Annotated in this window: 15 protein-coding genes; 4 read left to right on the forward strand and 11 right to left on the reverse strand. The window is 67.6% G+C overall.

Going from position 1 to position 17,129, the window contains the following annotated elements:
* Positions 1-23: 23 nt before the first annotated feature.
* The 4 genes from ACWGO6_RS03155 to ACWGO6_RS03170 are packed head-to-tail and all read right to left on the reverse strand — an operon-like array spanning position 24 to position 3,882.
* Entirely contained in the window at positions 24-1,190 is a 1,167-nt protein-coding gene (locus ACWGO6_RS03155) for a glycosyltransferase family 4 protein (RefSeq protein ID WP_452325821.1), read from the reverse strand.
* A 3-nt stretch (positions 1,191-1,193) separates the two neighbouring features.
* Positions 1,194-2,180 carry a Gfo/Idh/MocA family protein gene (locus ACWGO6_RS03160; RefSeq protein WP_205820429.1) on the reverse strand — a complete coding sequence of 329 codons (987 nt, stop codon included), beginning with the start codon at positions 2,178-2,180 and terminating at the stop codon, positions 1,194-1,196.
* The gene (locus tag ACWGO6_RS03165) at positions 2,177-3,274 is read right to left on the reverse strand and encodes a DegT/DnrJ/EryC1/StrS family aminotransferase (protein ID WP_136043617.1); all 1,098 of its coding nucleotides are present in this window, start codon (positions 3,272-3,274) and stop codon (positions 2,177-2,179) included. Before ACWGO6_RS03165 ends, ACWGO6_RS03160 begins: the two co-directional genes overlap by 4 nt.
* Positions 3,271-3,882: an acyltransferase gene (locus ACWGO6_RS03170; RefSeq protein WP_240745171.1), complete on the reverse strand. Its 612-nt coding sequence runs from the start codon at positions 3,880-3,882 to the stop codon at positions 3,271-3,273. The genes ACWGO6_RS03165 and ACWGO6_RS03170 overlap by 4 nt, the downstream gene beginning before the upstream one ends.
* A 117-nt stretch (positions 3,883-3,999) precedes the next feature.
* On the opposite strand from ACWGO6_RS03170, the gene ACWGO6_RS03175 reads away from it, so the two are divergent.
* Together ACWGO6_RS03175 and ACWGO6_RS03180 are read left to right on the forward strand one after the other, a co-directional pair.
* The gene (locus ACWGO6_RS03175) at positions 4,000-4,695 is read left to right on the forward strand and encodes a glycosyltransferase family 2 protein (RefSeq protein ID WP_136043615.1); all 696 of its coding nucleotides are present in this window, start codon (positions 4,000-4,002) and stop codon (positions 4,693-4,695) included.
* A 2-nt stretch (positions 4,696-4,697) separates the two neighbouring features.
* Complete coding sequence (locus ACWGO6_RS03180; protein ID WP_136043665.1) at positions 4,698-5,051, forward strand: DUF2304 domain-containing protein; 354 nt, start codon at positions 4,698-4,700, stop codon at positions 5,049-5,051.
* On the opposite strand, the gene ACWGO6_RS03185 is transcribed toward ACWGO6_RS03180, so the two are convergent.
* The 5 genes from ACWGO6_RS03185 to ACWGO6_RS03205 all read right to left on the reverse strand — a co-directional run bounded on the left by ACWGO6_RS03185 (position 5,035) and on the right by ACWGO6_RS03205 (position 12,313).
* Positions 5,035-6,921 (reverse strand): DUF6541 family protein, encoded by a 1,887-nt coding sequence (locus ACWGO6_RS03185; protein ID WP_452325822.1) that lies wholly within the window; start codon positions 6,919-6,921, stop codon positions 5,035-5,037. The genes ACWGO6_RS03180 and ACWGO6_RS03185 overlap by 17 nt on opposite strands.
* Positions 6,921-7,658: an ABC transporter ATP-binding protein gene (locus ACWGO6_RS03190; protein WP_136043613.1), complete on the reverse strand. Its 738-nt coding sequence runs from the start codon at positions 7,656-7,658 to the stop codon at positions 6,921-6,923. Before ACWGO6_RS03190 ends, ACWGO6_RS03185 begins: the two co-directional genes overlap by 1 nt.
* Complete coding sequence (locus tag ACWGO6_RS03195) at positions 7,655-8,593, reverse strand: ABC transporter permease (protein ID WP_240745170.1); 939 nt, start codon at positions 8,591-8,593, stop codon at positions 7,655-7,657. Before ACWGO6_RS03195 ends, ACWGO6_RS03190 begins: the two co-directional genes overlap by 4 nt.
* An 83-nt stretch (positions 8,594-8,676) precedes the next feature.
* On the reverse strand, positions 8,677-11,139 hold the full coding sequence (locus tag ACWGO6_RS03200) for an FG-GAP repeat domain-containing protein (protein WP_452325823.1): 2,463 nt from the start codon (positions 11,137-11,139) through the stop codon (positions 8,677-8,679).
* A gap of 100 nt (positions 11,140-11,239) precedes the next feature.
* Positions 11,240-12,313 (reverse strand): glycosyltransferase, encoded by a 1,074-nt coding sequence (locus ACWGO6_RS03205; RefSeq protein ID WP_452325824.1) that lies wholly within the window; start codon positions 12,311-12,313, stop codon positions 11,240-11,242.
* Positions 12,314-12,434: 121 nt separating this feature from the next.
* On the opposite strand from ACWGO6_RS03205, the gene ACWGO6_RS03210 reads away from it, so the two are divergent.
* Together ACWGO6_RS03210 and ACWGO6_RS03215 are read left to right on the forward strand one after the other, a co-directional pair.
* Positions 12,435-14,198, forward strand: coding sequence for a DUF4012 domain-containing protein (locus tag ACWGO6_RS03210; protein ID WP_452325825.1), 1,764 nt, complete (start codon positions 12,435-12,437; stop codon positions 14,196-14,198).
* A 143-nt stretch (positions 14,199-14,341) separates the two neighbouring features.
* Positions 14,342-14,929: a hypothetical protein gene (locus tag ACWGO6_RS03215; protein ID WP_136043608.1), complete on the forward strand. Its 588-nt coding sequence runs from the start codon at positions 14,342-14,344 to the stop codon at positions 14,927-14,929.
* A 202-nt stretch (positions 14,930-15,131) separates the two neighbouring features.
* Here the strand turns inward: ACWGO6_RS03215 and ACWGO6_RS03220 are convergent, their stop codons facing one another.
* Complete coding sequence (locus ACWGO6_RS03220; RefSeq protein ID WP_136043607.1) at positions 15,132-16,586, reverse strand: LCP family protein; 1,455 nt, start codon at positions 16,584-16,586, stop codon at positions 15,132-15,134.
* Positions 16,583-17,050 (reverse strand): 5-(carboxyamino)imidazole ribonucleotide mutase, encoded by a 468-nt coding sequence (gene purE / locus ACWGO6_RS03225; RefSeq protein ID WP_136043664.1) that lies wholly within the window; start codon positions 17,048-17,050, stop codon positions 16,583-16,585. Before purE ends, ACWGO6_RS03220 begins: the two co-directional genes overlap by 4 nt.
* Between the last annotated feature and the right edge of the window lie 79 nt (positions 17,051-17,129).

Below are 17,129 nucleotides of genomic sequence, written 5' to 3' on the forward strand. Positions count from 1 at the left end.
TCGAATACCTCATCACATCAACCTCAACGTTCGCCTGCGTCCACGGATTCGAGCACTCTGACCGCGCGCTCCGCCACCGCGTCGATGTCCGCGCCATCGCGGGCCTTCCGGGCCGCCGCGTGGCGCTCCTCGGGCGTGCGCGGGTGGTCGTCGGACAGGATGCGGTGCAGGGCGGCCGCCACCTCGTCCACCCCGTAAGGAACCGCCATGCCCTCGCCCGTCGACTGTACGAAGTCTCGCCCAGGTCCCACACCGGCATACACGACCGGGGTGCCGCAGGCGAGCGCTGCGTACATCTTGGTCGGGAAGGCGAAGTCGTAGCCCTTGCCAGGGATGACCGAGGCCAGAGCGGCTCGCGCTCCACGAAGCCACCGGGCGACCTCACTCGGCTCGGTGCGGGGAAGTACCGACATCGCACCGGTCGGCAGCCGCTCGGCGATCTCGGCGATCGCGGGCCAGTCGGTCCCCTGACCGATGAAGAAGAGCTGGGCGTCGGGATATTCCGGGTGCACGGCGGCGAAAGCCTCTGCGAACACCGTGGCTCCGTGCACTTCAGATGCGGTGCCCGTGTACACGAAGTAGGGCGCCTGCACCCCCATGTCCGGTCCGTCGACCGCGAAGTCCGCGAGATCCGTGCCGTTGCCGATCGTCTCTATGCGCTCCACCCCGAGCTCGCGCAACCGCTCCGCGACTCCGTCGCTCACTGCGAGCACCCGCCGGGCCCCACGCAGGCAGAACTTCTCCATCATGCGGACGACCGAGACGACGACGCCCGAGGCGCCTGTCAAGGCGGCCGCATCGGACCAGATGTCCGCGGCGTAGTAGACGTATGGACGTCGGAGTATCGCCGACATGACGCGCATCACCGCACCGGTCGTCGGAGGCGGTTCGACCAGCACCACTCCCGGACGCGGACGCCGCAGCACCCGGACGACCAGCGGGACGTCGAAGCTGAGGTACTGCAGGTACCCCCGCACATAGCCCGCACGGTCGCGCAGCACCCTGGCACGTCGGATCCGCACGCGCGGATCGGTCCCGTCAGGTGCCCCCGCCAGGGACGCAGGCGGTGTCGACGTGATCACGTCGACACCGTGTCCCGCCCTGGCGGCGGCATCCGCGATCGCCCGCAGACGGAAGGACGCCGCGCTGGGCTCCGGCGCGAAGATCCGGCTGACGATCGTGAGACGCATCACCTAGAGCGCGACCGCCGCGCCAGTGCGCGCGGACTCGAGGGCACCCTCGACCACCGCGAGTGTGCGCAGGCCCTGGGCCATCGTGACGACGTCGGTCTCGTGCCCGAGCACAGCATCGCGGAAGGCCTCATGCTCGACGCGCAGCGGCTCGCGCTTGGCGAACGCGTAGCGCGTGACGTCTCCTTCGGAGACCCCGCGGAAGGAGGACACGGATTCCCATTCGAGGGGGATCGTGCCGTTGGCATAGAAGGTGAGGTCGCCGGTGGAGGTGTCGGCGACGAAGGCGCCCTTCTCTCCGGTGACGACGGTCAGCCGCTCCTTCATCGGGCTGAGCCAGTTGACGATGTTGTTCACGATCACGCCGGAAGCGGTGCGACCCGTGATCGTGATCATGTCCTCGTGCTCACGGCCACTCTTGAATGCGGTCTGCGCGAACACGCGTTCGTAGTCGCTCTGCACGATCCAGGCAGTGAGGTCGACGTCGTGCGACGCCAGGTCCTTCGCGACCCCGACGTCGGCGATGCGCGACGGGAAGGGGCCCTGGCGACGGGTGACCACCTGGTAGACGGCTCCGAGGTCTCCCCCGGCGATGCGACGACGCAGCTCCTGCACGGCCGGGTTGAAGCGCTCGATGTGACCGACGGCCCCGACGAGCCCTGCCGCGTCGAAGGCCTCGACCATACGCTGGCCCGCATCGACGCTGTGCGCGATCGGCTTCTCGACCAGCGTGTGCACACCGGCTGCGGCGAGCTTGAGCGCCGCGTCCTCATGGAATCGCGTCGGCACGGCGACGACGGCGAGATCGATGCCGACGCCGATCAGCGCCTCGATGTCGGGAAGGATGTCGAGATCTCCCGCCACTCCGTGCGGGTCTCCGCCCGGATCGGCGATCGCGACGAGTTCGACGCCGTCGATCTCACGAAGCACGCGGGCGTGATGACGCCCCATCATGCCAACGCCGAGCAAGCCGGCACGCAGCGCCATCAGGCGCCGGCCTTCGCGACAGCGTTCACCGCAGCGACGATGCGCTCGAGGTCGTCCCGGCTCAGCGACGGGTGCACCGGGAGCGAGGCGACCTCCCGTGCGGCGCGCTCGGTCTCGGGAAGATCGAGGCCCGGTGCGAAATGCGTCAGTGATGGCAGACGGTGGTTCGGGATCGGGTAGTACACTCCGGCGCCCACGTTGTACTCGTTCTTGAGAGCGGCGACGAAACCGTCGCGGTCCTCGGGAACGCGGATCGTGTACTGGTGGTAGACGTGCACGGCGCCGTCTGCGACCGGCGGAACCACGACGCCCTCGAGGTTGGCGTCGAGGAACGCGGCGTTGGACTGCCGGGTCTTCGTCCAGGCATCGACCTTGGTGAGCTGCACACGTCCGATCGCGGCGTGGATGTCCGTCATGCGGGCGTTGAAGCCGATGACCTCGTTCTCGTACTGACGCTCCATGCCCTGGTTGCGCAGAAGCTTGACCCGGCGGGCGATCTCGTCGGTCGCCGTGGTGACCATGCCGCCCTCGCCGCTGGTCATGTTCTTCGTCGGGTAGAGACTGAACATCGCGAACTCGCCGAACGACCCGACCGGTCGCCCGTCGAGTGAGGCACCGTGGGCCTGAGCCGCATCTTCGTACAGCGCGACCCCGCGCTCAGCAGCCAGTGCCTCCAGCTCCCGCATGCGCGCGGGGTGGCCGTACAGGTGCACGGGCAGGATGCCTTTGGTCTTCGGCGTGATCGCAGCCGCGACCGCCTCGGGGTCGAGCGAGAACGTCTCGGGCTCGATGTCGACGAATACCGGTGTACCGCCGGTGAGAGCGACCGAGTTCCCCGTGGCAGCAAAGGTGAACGACGGCACGATGACTTCATCGCCGGCGCCGACGCCCGCCGCCAGCAGGCCGAGGTGCAGGCCCGCAGTACCGGAGTTCACCGCGACGGATGGACGCCCGGGGACGAAGTGCGCCGAGAACTCCTGCTCGAACGCCGCGACCTCGGGTCCCTGAGCGACCATGCCGCTGCGCAGGACTCGGTCGACGGCCTCACGCTCTTCGTCTCCGATGATGGGCTTCGCGGGGGGAATGAATTCGCTCACACGATCTCCTTGGTCAATGTTCCGTCGGTTTCGAGGTAGTGGGCACCCGTGGAGGGGCACACCCAGGTCTTGTCGTCGGTGCCGGCGACCAGAGGAACACCGGACTCCCCCACCCATCCGATGCGTCGAGCGGGAACGCCGGCGACCAGCGCGAAAGCAGGAACGTCCTTGACGACCACCGCGCCGGCAGCGACCGTCGCCCACGCTCCGATGGTCACGGGGGCCACGCACGTCGCGCGTGCGCCGATGGCCGCTCCGCGCTCGATCGTCACGCCGACAGGCTCCCAGTCGTGTGCGCTCTTGATGGTCCCATCGGCGTTGATCGCGCGCGGGTAGGTGTCGTTCGTGAGCACGACCGCCGGGCCGATGAAGACGCCGTCGCCCAGGCGGGCCGGCTCGTAGACGAGCGCGTAGTTCTGGACCTTGCAGTTGTCGCCCATGACGACACCGGTTCCGATGTACGCGCCACGTCCGACGATGCAGTTCTCGCCGAGGTGCGCCTGCTCGCGGACCTGCGCAAGATGCCAGATGGACGAGCCGTCGCCGATCGTGGCGTCAGGTGAGACATCTGCGGAATCGACGATCCGCACCCGGGGAGACTGAGTCACTTTCACACGCTTCCTGCGCCGCCGTGACATGGCAGTCGCACGATCGAGTCTATCGGCAGACGACGCGACACCTGATGAATGGCCGAGAGCACAGACAGGCCCTGTCAGAATGGATGTATGAGCGAAATACCGATCGGCTCCGTGGCCGACAGCACCGCATGGATCGTGATACCGCTCTACAACGAGGCCAGCGTCATCGGCGACGTCATCACGAGCCTGCTGCCGCACTTCCCCAACGTGGTCTGCGTCGACGACGGTTCGACAGATGGCTCCGCCGACGTCGCCGCGCATGCCGGAGCCCACCTCGTCAAGCATCCCGTCAACCTCGGACAGGGCGCGGCACTCCAGACGGGGATCGAGTATGCCCTCGCCCACAGTTCGTGCGAGTACATCGTCACGTTCGATGCCGACGGGCAGCACCGCATCGAGGATGCGATGGAGATGCTCGAGCTCGCCCGCTCAGAGGACGTCGCGATCGTCTTCGGTTCCCGATTCCTCGATGACCGTACCGACCCGGGATGGGTCAAGAAGGTCGTGCTGAAGACCGCGATCCGGGTGACGAATCTCACCACGGGCATGAAGCTCACGGATGCCCACAACGGCCTCCGCGTGATCCGTCGCGATGCCGCGGAGAAGATCGACCTCAAGCAGGATCGGATGGCGCACGCCACCGAGATCGTCCTCGAGCTCGGACGCACGGGTCTCCCCTGGCGCGAGCATCCGGTGGAGCTGCTCTACACCGACTATTCCAAGGGCAAGGGGCAGAGCGTGCTCAATTCCGTCAACATCCTCGTCGATCTGGTGGTGAGGTGACCATGTGGATCCAACTGCTCCTCATCGCCGCGATCATCGTCCTCGGACTGGTCGTGATGCGCCGCACCGGTGCGGACAGCCACCTCGCGATCCGTCGTCTTCTGATGATGCTCTTCATCGTCGCCGCGATCCTGTCCGTGCTGTTCCCGCAGTGGCTCACCTGGGTCGCTTCGCTGATCGGCGTGGGACGCGGCACGGATCTCCTGCTGTACGCGCTCGTCGTCATGTTCCTGACATTCGTCTACACGCAGTACCGCAGGAACCTGGCCCTCCAGCGCCAGCTCACGCTGCTGGCACGGAGGATCGCACTGCTCGACGCGGAGAACGAGGAACAGCGCCCTACGCGCAACCGGTGACTTCGTAGAGGACTGCGTCGCCGACCCGGTCGACTTCGCTCAGCAGGTCCGAATCGCCGAGGTGGTGCAGCCCGTCGAACGTCGTCCAATGATTCTCGAAGAGCTGACGGTCTCCGAAGTCGAGCACGTGCGTGACGCCGAGACGGGTGATCGCGTCGCATACAGCAGCGCCACCGGTTGCGAAGTCGCGTGCGAGCAGTTCCGCATCCGCACCATATCGACCTGTGACATGCGGGAACACGACGTCGTTGCCCGTGTAGGCGAACAGCAGCCCCGCCCCGGTGAGGGGGTCGCCGAGCACGATGTCATCGTCGTCGAGCCGATCCGCGATGTCCTCGAAGAGCGCGGCTTCGTCAGAGGACAGCCCCTGGGAGTCCGACGTGAAGAAGTAGCTCGAGTTCCGCATGTACGAGACATCATTGGCCAGCGGGCGAAGGTGGGTCGCCGCGCCGAGCACGAGGAGCGCCGCGATGACGACCACGAGCGCCCGGGAGCCGGCCGCCCAGTGCGCGCGCAGCCACGCCACGACCACGGCCGCACCGAGTCCGGCGAGAGGGATGCCCCACATCGCCAGCAGCGCGCCGACCCGGGTGGTGTCGTCATACCAGACGCCCACGAACAGGCTCCGCAAGGAAAGCAGGGGCAGCCAGGCAGCTGCGAGATAGAACGCGATGCTCACGCCATAGGCGAAGAGCACCCACCACTGGCGGTCCTTCACGACGCGCCATACTCCGATCGCGGCGAGCAACCCGATCAGAAGGCCCGTGGAGCGGCCGACCGGGCTGAGGAATGCCACCTCGCCGAGGGCCTGGCTCATCGTCACTCCGGGCAACCACTCGTGGGTCGTGACGTTCGCCGCGAGCCAGATGATCACGAGGAGTGCGAATCCGACGAGGAGCCCCGAGATGGTGAGCACACGGCGGGTCCGTGACGCGTTCGGCCACGGCCGCAGCGCCTGCCACACGACGAACGGCACCACGAGTACCACGCCGGCGAGCAGAGACGACGGATGCGCAGCGGCGGATGCTCCGGCGGCGGCGGCAGCGGTGAGTATCCAGAGCGTTCGTCCCGCGGGTCCGTCGCCGGACGAGAACGCCCGGATCACGAAAGCGAGGAAGAGGGGCAACAGCACGTTGCCCAGGAGGTTCGGGTACAGCACGCCCCAGTTCAGGAATCCGAGCGGGAAGACGCTGAACGCGAAGGCGACCAGGGGCGCCCAGAACGCCGCGGCGGGGTGCGCCCGGAACACGATCGACGCGAGGCATGCAAGTGCGACCGGCCAGATCACGGCGATCACGGCGACCGTGACGATATTGGTCGCCGCCACGACGCCGCCTGAAACCGGGACCACGAGTGCCACCACGGCGTGCCACAGCGTGGGGTAGACGGCGGTACTCGCCCCCGGGGTCACCATCGTCATGTGCAGGGGCGATGCGTCGCTGTTCTGAATGATGAACTCGACGGCGTTCAGATGGAAAAGGCCGTCATACAGCTGACTGGGGTGGGAGGGATCGACGATCCCGACCGTGAGGATGGCGGTCCATCCGAGGAAAGCCGCGCCCAGGGCGACCCAGACGAGGGGACGGCGCGAGCGTGCGACCGGCGGTACCCGGCGGCCGGTCCAGCGCAACACGGCCGCGACGGCCGTGACGATCGACGCGACGATGGCGACCGGCAGCGGAGACCACCCGAGGCCGAGCACCGGCGCGACGACACTCGCGGTGGCGACGATCGCGAGCGAGAGCGCGATCGCCGCGCCCAGGCGCTGGAGTCCGCTCGCACGGAGACAGAGGGCAGCGGGAAGGCCGGGGAGCACGATGATCGCGATCGCGACGAGCAGGGCAGGCACCTGCCCGATCCACCCCGCCATCACGCGTCCACCAGAGCGATCGCGCCTTCGACCTCGCCGTCGTAGATGACCTCACCCTTGCTGATGACCACTCCTCGGGCGCAGAGCTGGCGCACCATCTCCATGTCGTGGCTGACGACGACGAGCGTCTTCCCCTGCGCGATCAACTCCTCGAATTTCAAGCGGCACTTCTCGCGGAACGGCGCGTCACCGACGGAGAGGATCTCATCCACCAGGAGCACGTCGAGCTCGACGTGGATGGCCACTGAGAAGGCCAGTCGCATGAACATTCCCGAGGAGTAGTGCTTGACCTCCTGGTCGATGAACTGCTCGATCTCACTGAAGGCCACGATCTCGTCGTAACGTGCCTCGATCTCGTGCCGCTTCATTCCGAGGATCGCGGCATTGAGGAACACGTTCTCGCGACCGGACAGCTCAGGGTGGAACCCGGCGCCGACTTCGATCAGACCGGCCACCCGCCCTCGGGTGAGGACCTCTCCTTCATCGGGCTCCATCACACCGGAGACGAGCTTGAGGAGAGTCGACTTCCCCGAGCCGTTGAGTCCGAGGACGGCGACCGATTCGCCCTCGCCGATCACGATGTCGACACCCTTGAGCGCCTCGAACTCGCTCGTCAGCTTGCGGCGCTTGATCCAGGACACGACGGTGTCCTTGAGAGAGAAGGCATGGTTGAGCGTGAAGCGCTTCTTCACGCCGTCGATGACGATGCTCGGTCGGAGCGTCTGCGGAGCACTCATAGGTCCTGTGCGAATCTTCCTTCGAGGCGGCGGAACACCAGCTGACCGATCAGGAGCGTGCCGACGGCGATGAGAAATGTCCAGAGGGTGTTCCAGGCCAGTCCCGGCGGCATCGCATCCATCTGCAGCCCGGCATAACCGGTTGCGGAGATCATTCCCTCGGTCGCCGGGCGCCAGAACGCGTAGTGGAAGAGCTCGACGCCTTGCGTGATGGGATTCAGGAGATACACCTCGACGAGCCACTGCGGCCAACCGAGCGTCTTCACCACCGCATCTTGCACCATGACCCAGGAATAGAGGACCGGCGATGCCCATGTGGCGAGGAGGAGCATCAGTTCGACGATGTTCTCCGCGTCGCGGTAGCGCACGTTGATGGCGCCGAAGAACAGTCCCAGACCGAGCGCGAACACGATCACGATGATCATGCCGGCGAAGATGGCGAGCACCGACAGAACGGAGATGTGCACAGCCCAGCCCAGGAACAGGCACACCACGAGCAAGAGACCGACCTGAGGAAGGAAATGCACGAACGCGACGATGACGGCGGAGACGGCGAACAGTTGACGCGGGAGGAAGACCTTCCGCACCAGGGCGGCGTTCCCGACGATCGACGTCGTGGCGTTCTTGAACGCCTCGGAGAAGAGGTTGATCACGACGATGCCCGAGAACAGATAGACCGCGTAGTTCGGGATGCCGCGGTCGAGGTTCATGAACAGCCCCAGGACGACCCAGAACACGAGGAACTGCGCCGCCGGTCGCACGTAGGACCATGTCCAGCCGAGGACCGAGTTCCGGTAGCGCGTCGTCACGCCCGTGCGCACGAGCAGGTTCAGCAGATAGCGCCAGCGCACCACGTCGATCAGCCCGCGGCTCTTGCCGGGTGTGTCGAATTCGGAACGCGGGACGGTGGCGAAAAGATCTCGGGTGTCGGTCACAGGCCTACTCATTCAGCGACGGCGACGGATGCCGCCCAGAACTTCCCCATCCTATGCCACACCCTCGCCGGTGTCCTGTGTGCTCACCCGATCGGCGCGACCGATACCCAGCCCTTGCCCACGGCCCGCGAAGACAGCCATCCGCCGCGTCCGTCGCCGCTGTAGAGCAAGAGCTCACCGGCAGTTGTGCGTGCGAGGACATCGATCTTTCCGTCACCGTCGAAGTCGCCGGGAGAGATGATCTGAGCCATGGCGCCCCAGCCCTTTCCGATCTGGCGCGAATCCCCCCACGTCCCGTCGCCGGCGAGCGAGTACAGCCACAGGGTCCCATCCGTCCGACGCGCGATGATGTCTCCCGCTTTGCCGTCGCCGTCGAAGTCACCGGCGTAGAAGGCAGCATCCATGCTCGACCACCCCTTGCCGACGACGCGGGAACCCAGCCAGCTCCCCTTGCCGTTGCCGGAATAGAGGATGAGATTTCCCGAGGCGTCGCGGGCGAGCACGTCGGGGAGCCGATCGCCGTCGAAGTCAACCGTCCCGATCAGGAGGTCGAGACCCGCCCACCCCTGGCCGATCTGCTGCGAATCGCCGTTGACCCCCACCTGGCTGTGAAGGAGGAACCGCCCGGACTCGTCGATGCGCCCGATGTCACGCTTGCCGTCGCCGGTGAAGTCCCCCAGGGGCAGAACCCTGTCCTTCGCGCCCCAGCCGCTCGCGATCGTCCGCGAGCTCAGCCACCCGCCCGCTCCGCTCCCCGTGTACAGAATCGCGGAGCCGTCGGCTGCCGTGGCGACGACGTCCGTCTTCCCGTCGTTGTCGACGTCGCCGACTCCGGGCTTCATGGGCCGAGCCTTCGTCACGGGAACGCCCGGCCCCTGAATCGAGACCATCGACTGCCATCCGGTCCCGACCTTCTTGCCGGCCTTCACGGCTCCTCGGCCGTCGCCGGCATACTGCCACAATGCGCCGGCGGCGTCGCGTGCGAGCAGATCGGGACGCCCGTCCCCGTCGAAATCGCCTGGACTCATGATCGCGGTCATGTTCTGCCAGCCGGTTCCGATCCGGACCGATCCCCCCCATTTTCCGCGGCCGTCCCCCGTGTAAAGCGTGAGTCGTCCCCCGGAGTCGCGTCCGATGAGATCCGGCCGGCCGTCTCCGTTGAAGTCGAAGCCGCCGACGAGCATGTTCATCCCGTTCCAACCCGAGCCGACGGTCACCGGTGCGCGGAAGCCCCCGCGGTCGTCGCCACGCCAGAGCAGCAGGGCTCCGGCTTTGTCGGTGGTGAACATGTCGGGAACACCGTCACCGTCGAAGTCTCCCGCGGGCGTCACCATGACGCTCCCTGACCAGTCGACGGCGATCTGGGTGCGAGCGGAGAAAGTTTTGTCTCCCGCGCCCAGCAGAGACCATGCGCGCTTGTCTTTGCCGACAGCGAGAATGTCGCGGTTGCCGTCGCCGTTCATGTCGCCCACGAGGTGAACCGATGAAACGTCCGTCAGACCGGTGGAGAGCGAGACCGCCTTGCCCCAGACCCCACGAGCGAAGGGGTAGCCCCAGACGGTGCCGTCGGCGGATGTCGCCAGCACATACGGGGAGGTGTTGGCCGAGGCGAGTGTCGGCGGCGCCCCTGCCGGCACCGACGGCTTCTGCGTCGACCCGAACCAGTCGGTGAAGTAGTTGTAGAAGTTGCGGTTGCCGTATGCCGAGCAGCCGTCGCCCTCGCCGTAGCCGGCGCGCAGAGCTGCCGCGTTGGGCTGGTACGGCGTGTAGTAGTAGAGAGCCGAGGTCGCCTTGTTCGCGACGTACACCGGCGCGGAGCCGCAGGATGCCTTGGGGTTGTACAGGATGTTCCAGGTCTTCCCCGGTGCATACCACTGGAACCACTTGCCTTCCATGTAGATCTGCATCTGGCGGGCGGCGCCGTAGATCTGGTGGAAGAAGCCGATGTAGTTCGGGTCGCACGGTGCGGTGTCGGGGCACCCCTGTCCCAGCGCGATCCGATAGCGCCAGGCGCTCGGCCACGTGTGCGTGATGAGGCCCTGCTCCTTCTGCAGCATCACGATCAGCACCTGCGGGTTGATGTTGCAGGCCTGCGCGACGCGATAGATGATGCGCGCGGCCGACTCGTTCGCGGCACCCTTGTAGCCGGAGCAATAGGCGTCTGCGGGACGAGTGACCGTGGTCATCTTGAAGTCCTTGAGGCAGACGATCGGCTCGTTGTTCTCGTCGCGGCCGCCCAGGCAGCGCGCGACCTTGCCGTTGAAGAACGTCTGGATCTGCGCCTCGGTCATCGTGCTCTTGTTGGTGAACACGGCGTCGCTGATGATGTTGCCCGGGGTGAAGCCCGCGAGTGAGGTCTTCACGACCCCCGAATCGACGGGCGCGGCGGGGGCGTTCGCGGCTGTCGCCACGGGCGACGCGACCGTCGCCTGTGCAGCGGCGGCGGGAACGACCGTTCCGAGAATGAGGGCGGAGACAGCGAGGACACAGGTGAGGAGTGGGGCGGTCCTCAGGGTGTTTCGCGAGCGTGGGGCACGTCGAGACATGTGACCAGTGTGACGGAAGTTGCAGGATGATGCCACTGTTGCGCCTTTTTGGCCACACCACACCGGCGTGTCGCATCGATGTGCAGGTGGCTCCCAGCACTCAGAGATCGGCGTGCAAACCCCAGAGCCGTTCCGCCGAACTCGCCCAGGAGAAGGCCCGGGATCGATCCGCAGCCAAGACGCGCAGCCGCTCCGCCGCCGCATCGGTCGCCTCAGCCATGGCGTCCGCGACCTCATCGGCGGCGACCAGCATGCCGCCGTCGGCGATCACGTCCCGATGCGAGCCGCTGTCGACCGCGACGACGGGGATTCCGAGAGCCATCGCCTCGACCGCTCGCCACGGCCAGCCGGCGGACCCACCGGTTGCGGCGAACACCGACGCCCCCGCCAGCACCGCTGCGCGGTCTGCGGGGTCCAGGGCACCCCTGATGTGCGCACGGCGCTCGGGGAGCCCTGCGGCCGAGGCGAGCTCGGCGTAACGGGGCTCCGCACCCTCGGCAACCCCCACGACGACCGCATCGATCCCCGCTGCGACGGCGCCGCGGAAACCCTCCTGCAGATCAGCAACGCACCCCGCCAACACCACGTACTGCGCGGGCAACGACAATGCCGCGCGGCGCTCGGCGGCGTCCGCCGGCGCTGCGAACCCGTGCGGCGGAGCGCCCGCGACCACGCGGACGCGGTCGCCGAGGCGCGCGAGTTCCGACAGTCTCTCGGCAACCGCATGCGAGGGAACGATCACGGCGTCGGCGTGCTTCACCGCACGTCGCAGCATCCCACGCTGCCAGCCGACGACGGTCTTGGGCAGTTCCTCCGGCGCATCCCACGCGCGCAGGTCCCACAGTGTGACGGTGGTCTGGTCGTTGTCGTGCACGCGATCATGACGCACGAGCGGGGCCATCAGCGTCGGCGAGTGGATCATTCCCCCGCCGACGCCCGGGGCGATCCCCAGCTGCCAGGAGGCGGCCAGTTCGCGACGCCCGAGCGCGAGGGTCCGCACCTCGCCGACGCCGGCGATCGGCACCTCGGCCCCGGCAGGCACGATGGCGTCCACCGCGCACCCCGAGGGCGCCGTGGCGATCAGGCCGCGGGCGAGATCGACGGACGCGGAGGCCTGGTCGGGGTCGACGACATGCACGAGCTGATCCAGAACTACACGCAGCCGAGCACCCATGTGATCAGGCTATCCTCGCCGCACCGCTCCCCCGTGGAGCGCACCGACCGCGCCGCGCGAATGTCAGCGTTCCCACAGTTTTCCCCACCGCCGCCCCAGCGGTTCATGCTTGAATGCTCGGGTGAGCGATGGTCGTCTTCCCGTCCGGCGCCGATGGATCGGGTGGACCGTCGGCGTTCTGCTGGCGATCCTGCTCATCGCGATCGGCTGGGTGGCGGTCCGCGGGATCGGCGCGGTCAACGATCTTCAGCAGGTGGCCACGGGCGCCACGCAGCTGAAGGCTTCGATCGCCGAGGGGGATCTGGACGAGGCGGAGCGGATCTCGGGGAGCATCGAGCGCAACGCGGCATCGGCGGACGACCTCACCTCCGACTTCGTCTGGCAGGCCTTCGGCGCTGTGCCGTGGCTGGGACCCAACTTCCGCGCGGTGAGTGAGATGGCGGAGATAGCGCACGACGTCTCGACGGACGCGCTCACCCCCCTGCTCGATGTGGCCGACGGACTCGATCTGGCGGGCCTGGGCGTCTCAGGCGGCACGATCGATCTCGCCCCCTTCGCCGAGATCCAGGAACCGCTCGAGACGGCGAGCACTGCGCTCACGGCTGCCGAACTGCAGGCCAAGCGGATCGACGCGGACGCGACGCTCCCGCCCCTCGCCGATGCCGTCGGCGAGTTGCGATCCGCGGTCACCGGAGCGGCGACGGCGGTCGGTGCCCTGCACGGCGCCTCCGTGCTGCTGCCGACGATGCTCGGCGGCGAAGGCCCGCGCAATTACGTGCTGGCCATGCAGAACAACGCCGAGTTGCGATCCTCTGGCGGGATCATCGGGTCCATCGCTCTCCTCCACGCCGAGAACGGCACGATAACGTTGCAGCGGCAGGCGTCGACGCGGGACTTCCCGCCGCTGGACACCGCGCTGCCGCTCAGCGAGTCCACGATCGCCCTGTTCGAGGACCGCCCAGGGCGCTACCTCCAGAACATCACCGCCATCCCGGACTTCGCCGAAGCGGGCGAGATCATCGCGGCGCGGTGGACGGGTCGGTTCGGCGGCACCGTCGACGGCGTCATCGCCGTGGACGCGGTCGTCGCGGAGCACCTCATGAAGGCCACGGGAGATCTCTCCTTCGGCCCCTTCACGGCCACAGCGGACACCGTGACCGACATCCTGCTGTCGCAGATCTACGCCGCCGTCCCCGACCCCGCCGCACAGGACGCGATCTTCGCCCAGGCGGCGGGCGGCCTGTTCAGCGCCGCCCTGTCCGGCGGCGATCCCCGGGCTCTCATCGGGGCGCTGGCGACATCGGCGGACGAGAGTCGTATCCGCATCTGGAGCGCACATCCGGAAGAGGAGGCCGTGCTCGCCGCCACCGAACTGGGCGGAACGATCCCCACGGACAGCGACGACGCGACCTATGTCGGCGTGCTGATGAATGACACCACCGGCGGGAAGATGGACTACTACACCCGCGCATCCATCGTGACCTCGATCGGCACGTGCCAGGGTGCCCCGACCACGCAGGTGCGCATCACGTGGACGAGCACGGCCCCGGCGGACGCGGCCACGTCGCTGCCCGCCTATGTCACGGCCGACGGCTTCTACGGCGTCCCTGCCGGCACGGTGCGCACGCTGATCGCGGTCTACGGACCGGAAGGCGCGACACCCGCTCACGTCGACAGGGACGGCAAGAAAGAGGGCGTGCAGACTGCCATGCTCGGCGACCGTTCCGTGGTGCAGCACGAGGTGTCCCTCGCGCCCGGGGAATCGACGACGATCACGGTCGAGTTCGAGGGCATCGGTGCCGGCGCACGTTTCACCGAGGTGCGACACACGCCGCTCATCGAGGCTCCGGAGATCACGCGCGAACCGCTCAACTGCGCATCGTGACATTCCGGGCTCGATAGGGTAGTGTCGACTCACTGGGGAATATCTGGAGTCTGCAATCTTGCCGTGGGGGCAAGATGACTCCACGCAGTCGGACGCAGGGGTGTGTCCGAAGGCGATTCCGCGTGAAATTCTGGGGAGAAATCATGCTGAAAAAACTGGCTGCCATCAGCCTCACCGCCGGCGCGCTCGTACTCATGGCGCCCGCCGTCGCAACCGCTGCGCCTTCGTCTGTTCCGACCGCGTCCTCCGACTCGTACACGACGCCTCCCGGCGTCAAGGTCGGCGACCCGGTCATCGACACCTGCGAAGTCTCGACCATCGTGTTCGGGCCGGGCTACTTCCTGCCGTCCGAGAACGTGAACGTCTCCGTCTCCGGCCTCAACGCGGGGAACGCTGCCGTCTCGGGCAACACCGCCGCGACCGACGGCGGCCTGACGCTCACCTTCCGCCCACCGTCTGACGGAGAGGGCTCCTACGCCGTCTCCTTCGGCGGCTCGCGGTCGTACACCGCGACGGTCACCGTCGCGCACGGTCACGATGCGGCTTCGACGTGCGACCACGATCCTGCGGTCGCACCGGCGGGTGCCGAGATGCCGCTCACGGGCGACGGATTCGAACTCGCCCTCACCGGCGGAAGCGTCTCGCCGTGGGTCCTCGGAGGCGGCGCTGCGGCGCTCGTCGCCGGCGGTGCTCTCGTCGCGGTCGGCGCTTCTCGCCGCAAGCGCGCCTAGGTCCGGCTGCCGCCTCGCGCGGTGGTCGACTGGACGACGGTGATCCCTCCCCCTCCGATCACCGTCGTCTGGTGCATCCGGTGGCACCCACCGGAAGCCCACGGCACGCCCCCTTCTGGGAGGGGACGGCCGTGGGCATTGACGCGCCCGCGAGGACGAACGTCGCACCGCCCGTGACCTTCCGGTCGACGCGGACTCGCGCTCAGGGAGTGGGTGCCGGGGTCTGGGTCGGCGGATGCAGTGACTGTGTGATCAGGTCGTGGATGAAGCCGTAGTCCGGTTGGTGCTCGTCCACACCGAAGTCGGGCGTGAGCTCGATCGACGTCACCGGCTGCTCCTTCGCCTTCAGCATCAGATCGAAGAACTCCGGCAGCTTGTCCGAGGGCAGATCGGTACTGATCAGTGCCGTGCCCGCCGCTGCCACCTCGTTGAATCGGGTGAGCACGGTCTGCGGAGTGAACTGGGCGAGGATCGCCTCCTGGAGCTCGCGCTGACGCTTCATGCGGTCCCAGTCGCTGGTCGTGTAGCGGGACCGGGCGTACCACTGGGCGGTGTCCCCGTCCATCCGCTGCTTCCCGGGCTCGATCCAGCCGATGGCCCACTCGTTCACATCGGTGCCCGACCAGCCCTCGGGCGGTCCGCCCTTCGGCAGGCGCTCGGTCACGTCGATCTCGACACCACCCAAGGCGTCGACGAGCTCGGCGAAACCGTGCATGTCCACGAACACGTAGTACGGGATCTCGATGCCGAGAACACCTTCCGCCGCGTCCTTGGTCGCCTCGATACCCGGCTCCGAGCCGTGGGCGACGGCGTCGGGATAGAGCCCGGCTCCCCCGTCTTCGCGGCAGACCTCGGCCGCGTTGCGCACGTGATTCATCCAGCCGTTCCAGCCACACGACGATGAGCTGTGCCCTTCGAAGCCGTTCGGATACAGCTCCTGCATCGGGCTGCCCTCGCTGAACGGCGCGTTCGGGAGCTCGCGCGGGATGCCGGTGATGGTGACGGCGCCGGTGTCGGCGTTGACCGACACGACCGAGATGCTGTCGAACCGCATCGAGTCGCGTCCGTCACCGCTGTCGGCGCCGAGCAGGAGGATGTTGTAATAGCCGTCGCTCGGCTCCACGCTCGGGCCGCTCTGCCCGAAGATCGAGCCGATCGTGCTTCGCACCGAGCCCACCGCGGTCGCCGCATAGGCAGCTCCACCCCCGACGAGACCGAGCAGGACGAGCGCGACGACGGGAATGGCCAAGCGCGACAACCCGGGAACCTTCACGAGGCGCACGAGGCGGAGCGCATCGAACGTCAACACGATCCAGAGCACGACGTATCCGACGAGCAGCACCTGCACGAGCGTCAGGATCGCGGCCGAGAAGAACCCGCCGCCGATCGTGAGCCACAGCAGGACAGGGCGTGCGAACAGTGCGAGGCCGGCGGCGATGATGGCCAAGAACCAGGCGAGGAGGGTCGCGCCGAGACCGAAGCGACCGAGCCGACGATTGCCGGCGAGCACCTGAGCCGAGCCCGGCAGCAGGACATTCATCGCGACGAGCCACCAGCCGCGCTTCGCCATGGTGCCCTGATCGGAGACATCCGGGTGCCGCAGCGGCCGGGTCTCGATCAGCGGGCGCCCTGATGCGCGCGGAGGCGCAAGGGTCACAGCGACCCCTTCAGCCGTTCGTTCTTCTGCTCGACCTGGGCCTCGAGTTCGCGCGCGTACGCCTCGACGCGGTCGGCGAGGTCGGGGTCGGCCGTTCCGAGGATCCGCGCGGCGAGGAGACCCGCGTTGCGTGCGCCGCCGATGGACACCGTGGCGACCGGGATCCCGGCAGGCATCTGCACGATCGAGAGCAGCGAGTCCATGCCGTCGAGGTAGGCGAGCGGCACGGGGACGCCCACGACGGGAAGCGGGGTCATCGAGGCGAGCATACCCGGAAGGTGCGCAGCTCCCCCGGCGCCCGCGATGATGACGCGGACTCCCCGAGACCGCGCGTCACGAGCGTACGACATGAGCTTGTCGGGGGTGCGATGCGCCGAGACGACCTCGACCTCGTGCGGGATCCCGAAGTCCGTCAGAGCGGCGGACGCATCGCTCATCACGCGCCAGTCGGAGTCGGATCCCATGACGACGCCGACGAGAGGAGCGGCGGAGGAGTGCAGTGGCTCGGTCACCAGATCAGGCTACGGTCTGCCGCTGGGAGAA

This window comes from Microbacterium sp. NPDC055665, from assembly GCF_053618035.1.

What these genes read in the sequence shown, in the direction of transcription:
- ACWGO6_RS03155 (WP_452325821.1), bottom strand. Translation starts at nt 1,190, where the DNA reads ATGCGTCTCACGATCGTCAGCCGGATCTTCGCGCCGGAGCCCAGCGCG.
- ACWGO6_RS03175 (WP_136043615.1), top strand. Translation starts at nt 4,000, where the DNA reads ATGAGCGAAATACCGATCGGCTCCGTGGCCGACAGCACCGCATGGATC.
- ACWGO6_RS03180 (WP_136043665.1), top strand. Translation starts at nt 4,698, where the DNA reads ATGTGGATCCAACTGCTCCTCATCGCCGCGATCATCGTCCTCGGACTG.
- ACWGO6_RS03185 (WP_452325822.1), bottom strand. Translation starts at nt 6,921, where the DNA reads ATGGCGGGGTGGATCGGGCAGGTGCCTGCCCTGCTCGTCGCGATCGCG.
- ACWGO6_RS03190 (WP_136043613.1), bottom strand. Translation starts at nt 7,658, where the DNA reads ATGAGTGCTCCGCAGACGCTCCGACCGAGCATCGTCATCGACGGCGTG.
- ACWGO6_RS03200 (WP_452325823.1), bottom strand. Translation starts at nt 11,139, where the DNA reads ATGTCTCGACGTGCCCCACGCTCGCGAAACACCCTGAGGACCGCCCCA.
- ACWGO6_RS03205 (WP_452325824.1), bottom strand. Translation starts at nt 12,313, where the DNA reads ATGGGTGCTCGGCTGCGTGTAGTTCTGGATCAGCTCGTGCATGTCGTC.
- ACWGO6_RS03215 (WP_136043608.1), top strand. Translation starts at nt 14,342, where the DNA reads ATGCTGAAAAAACTGGCTGCCATCAGCCTCACCGCCGGCGCGCTCGTA.
- purE (WP_136043664.1), bottom strand. Translation starts at nt 17,050, where the DNA reads ATGGGATCCGACTCCGACTGGCGCGTGATGAGCGATGCGTCCGCCGCT.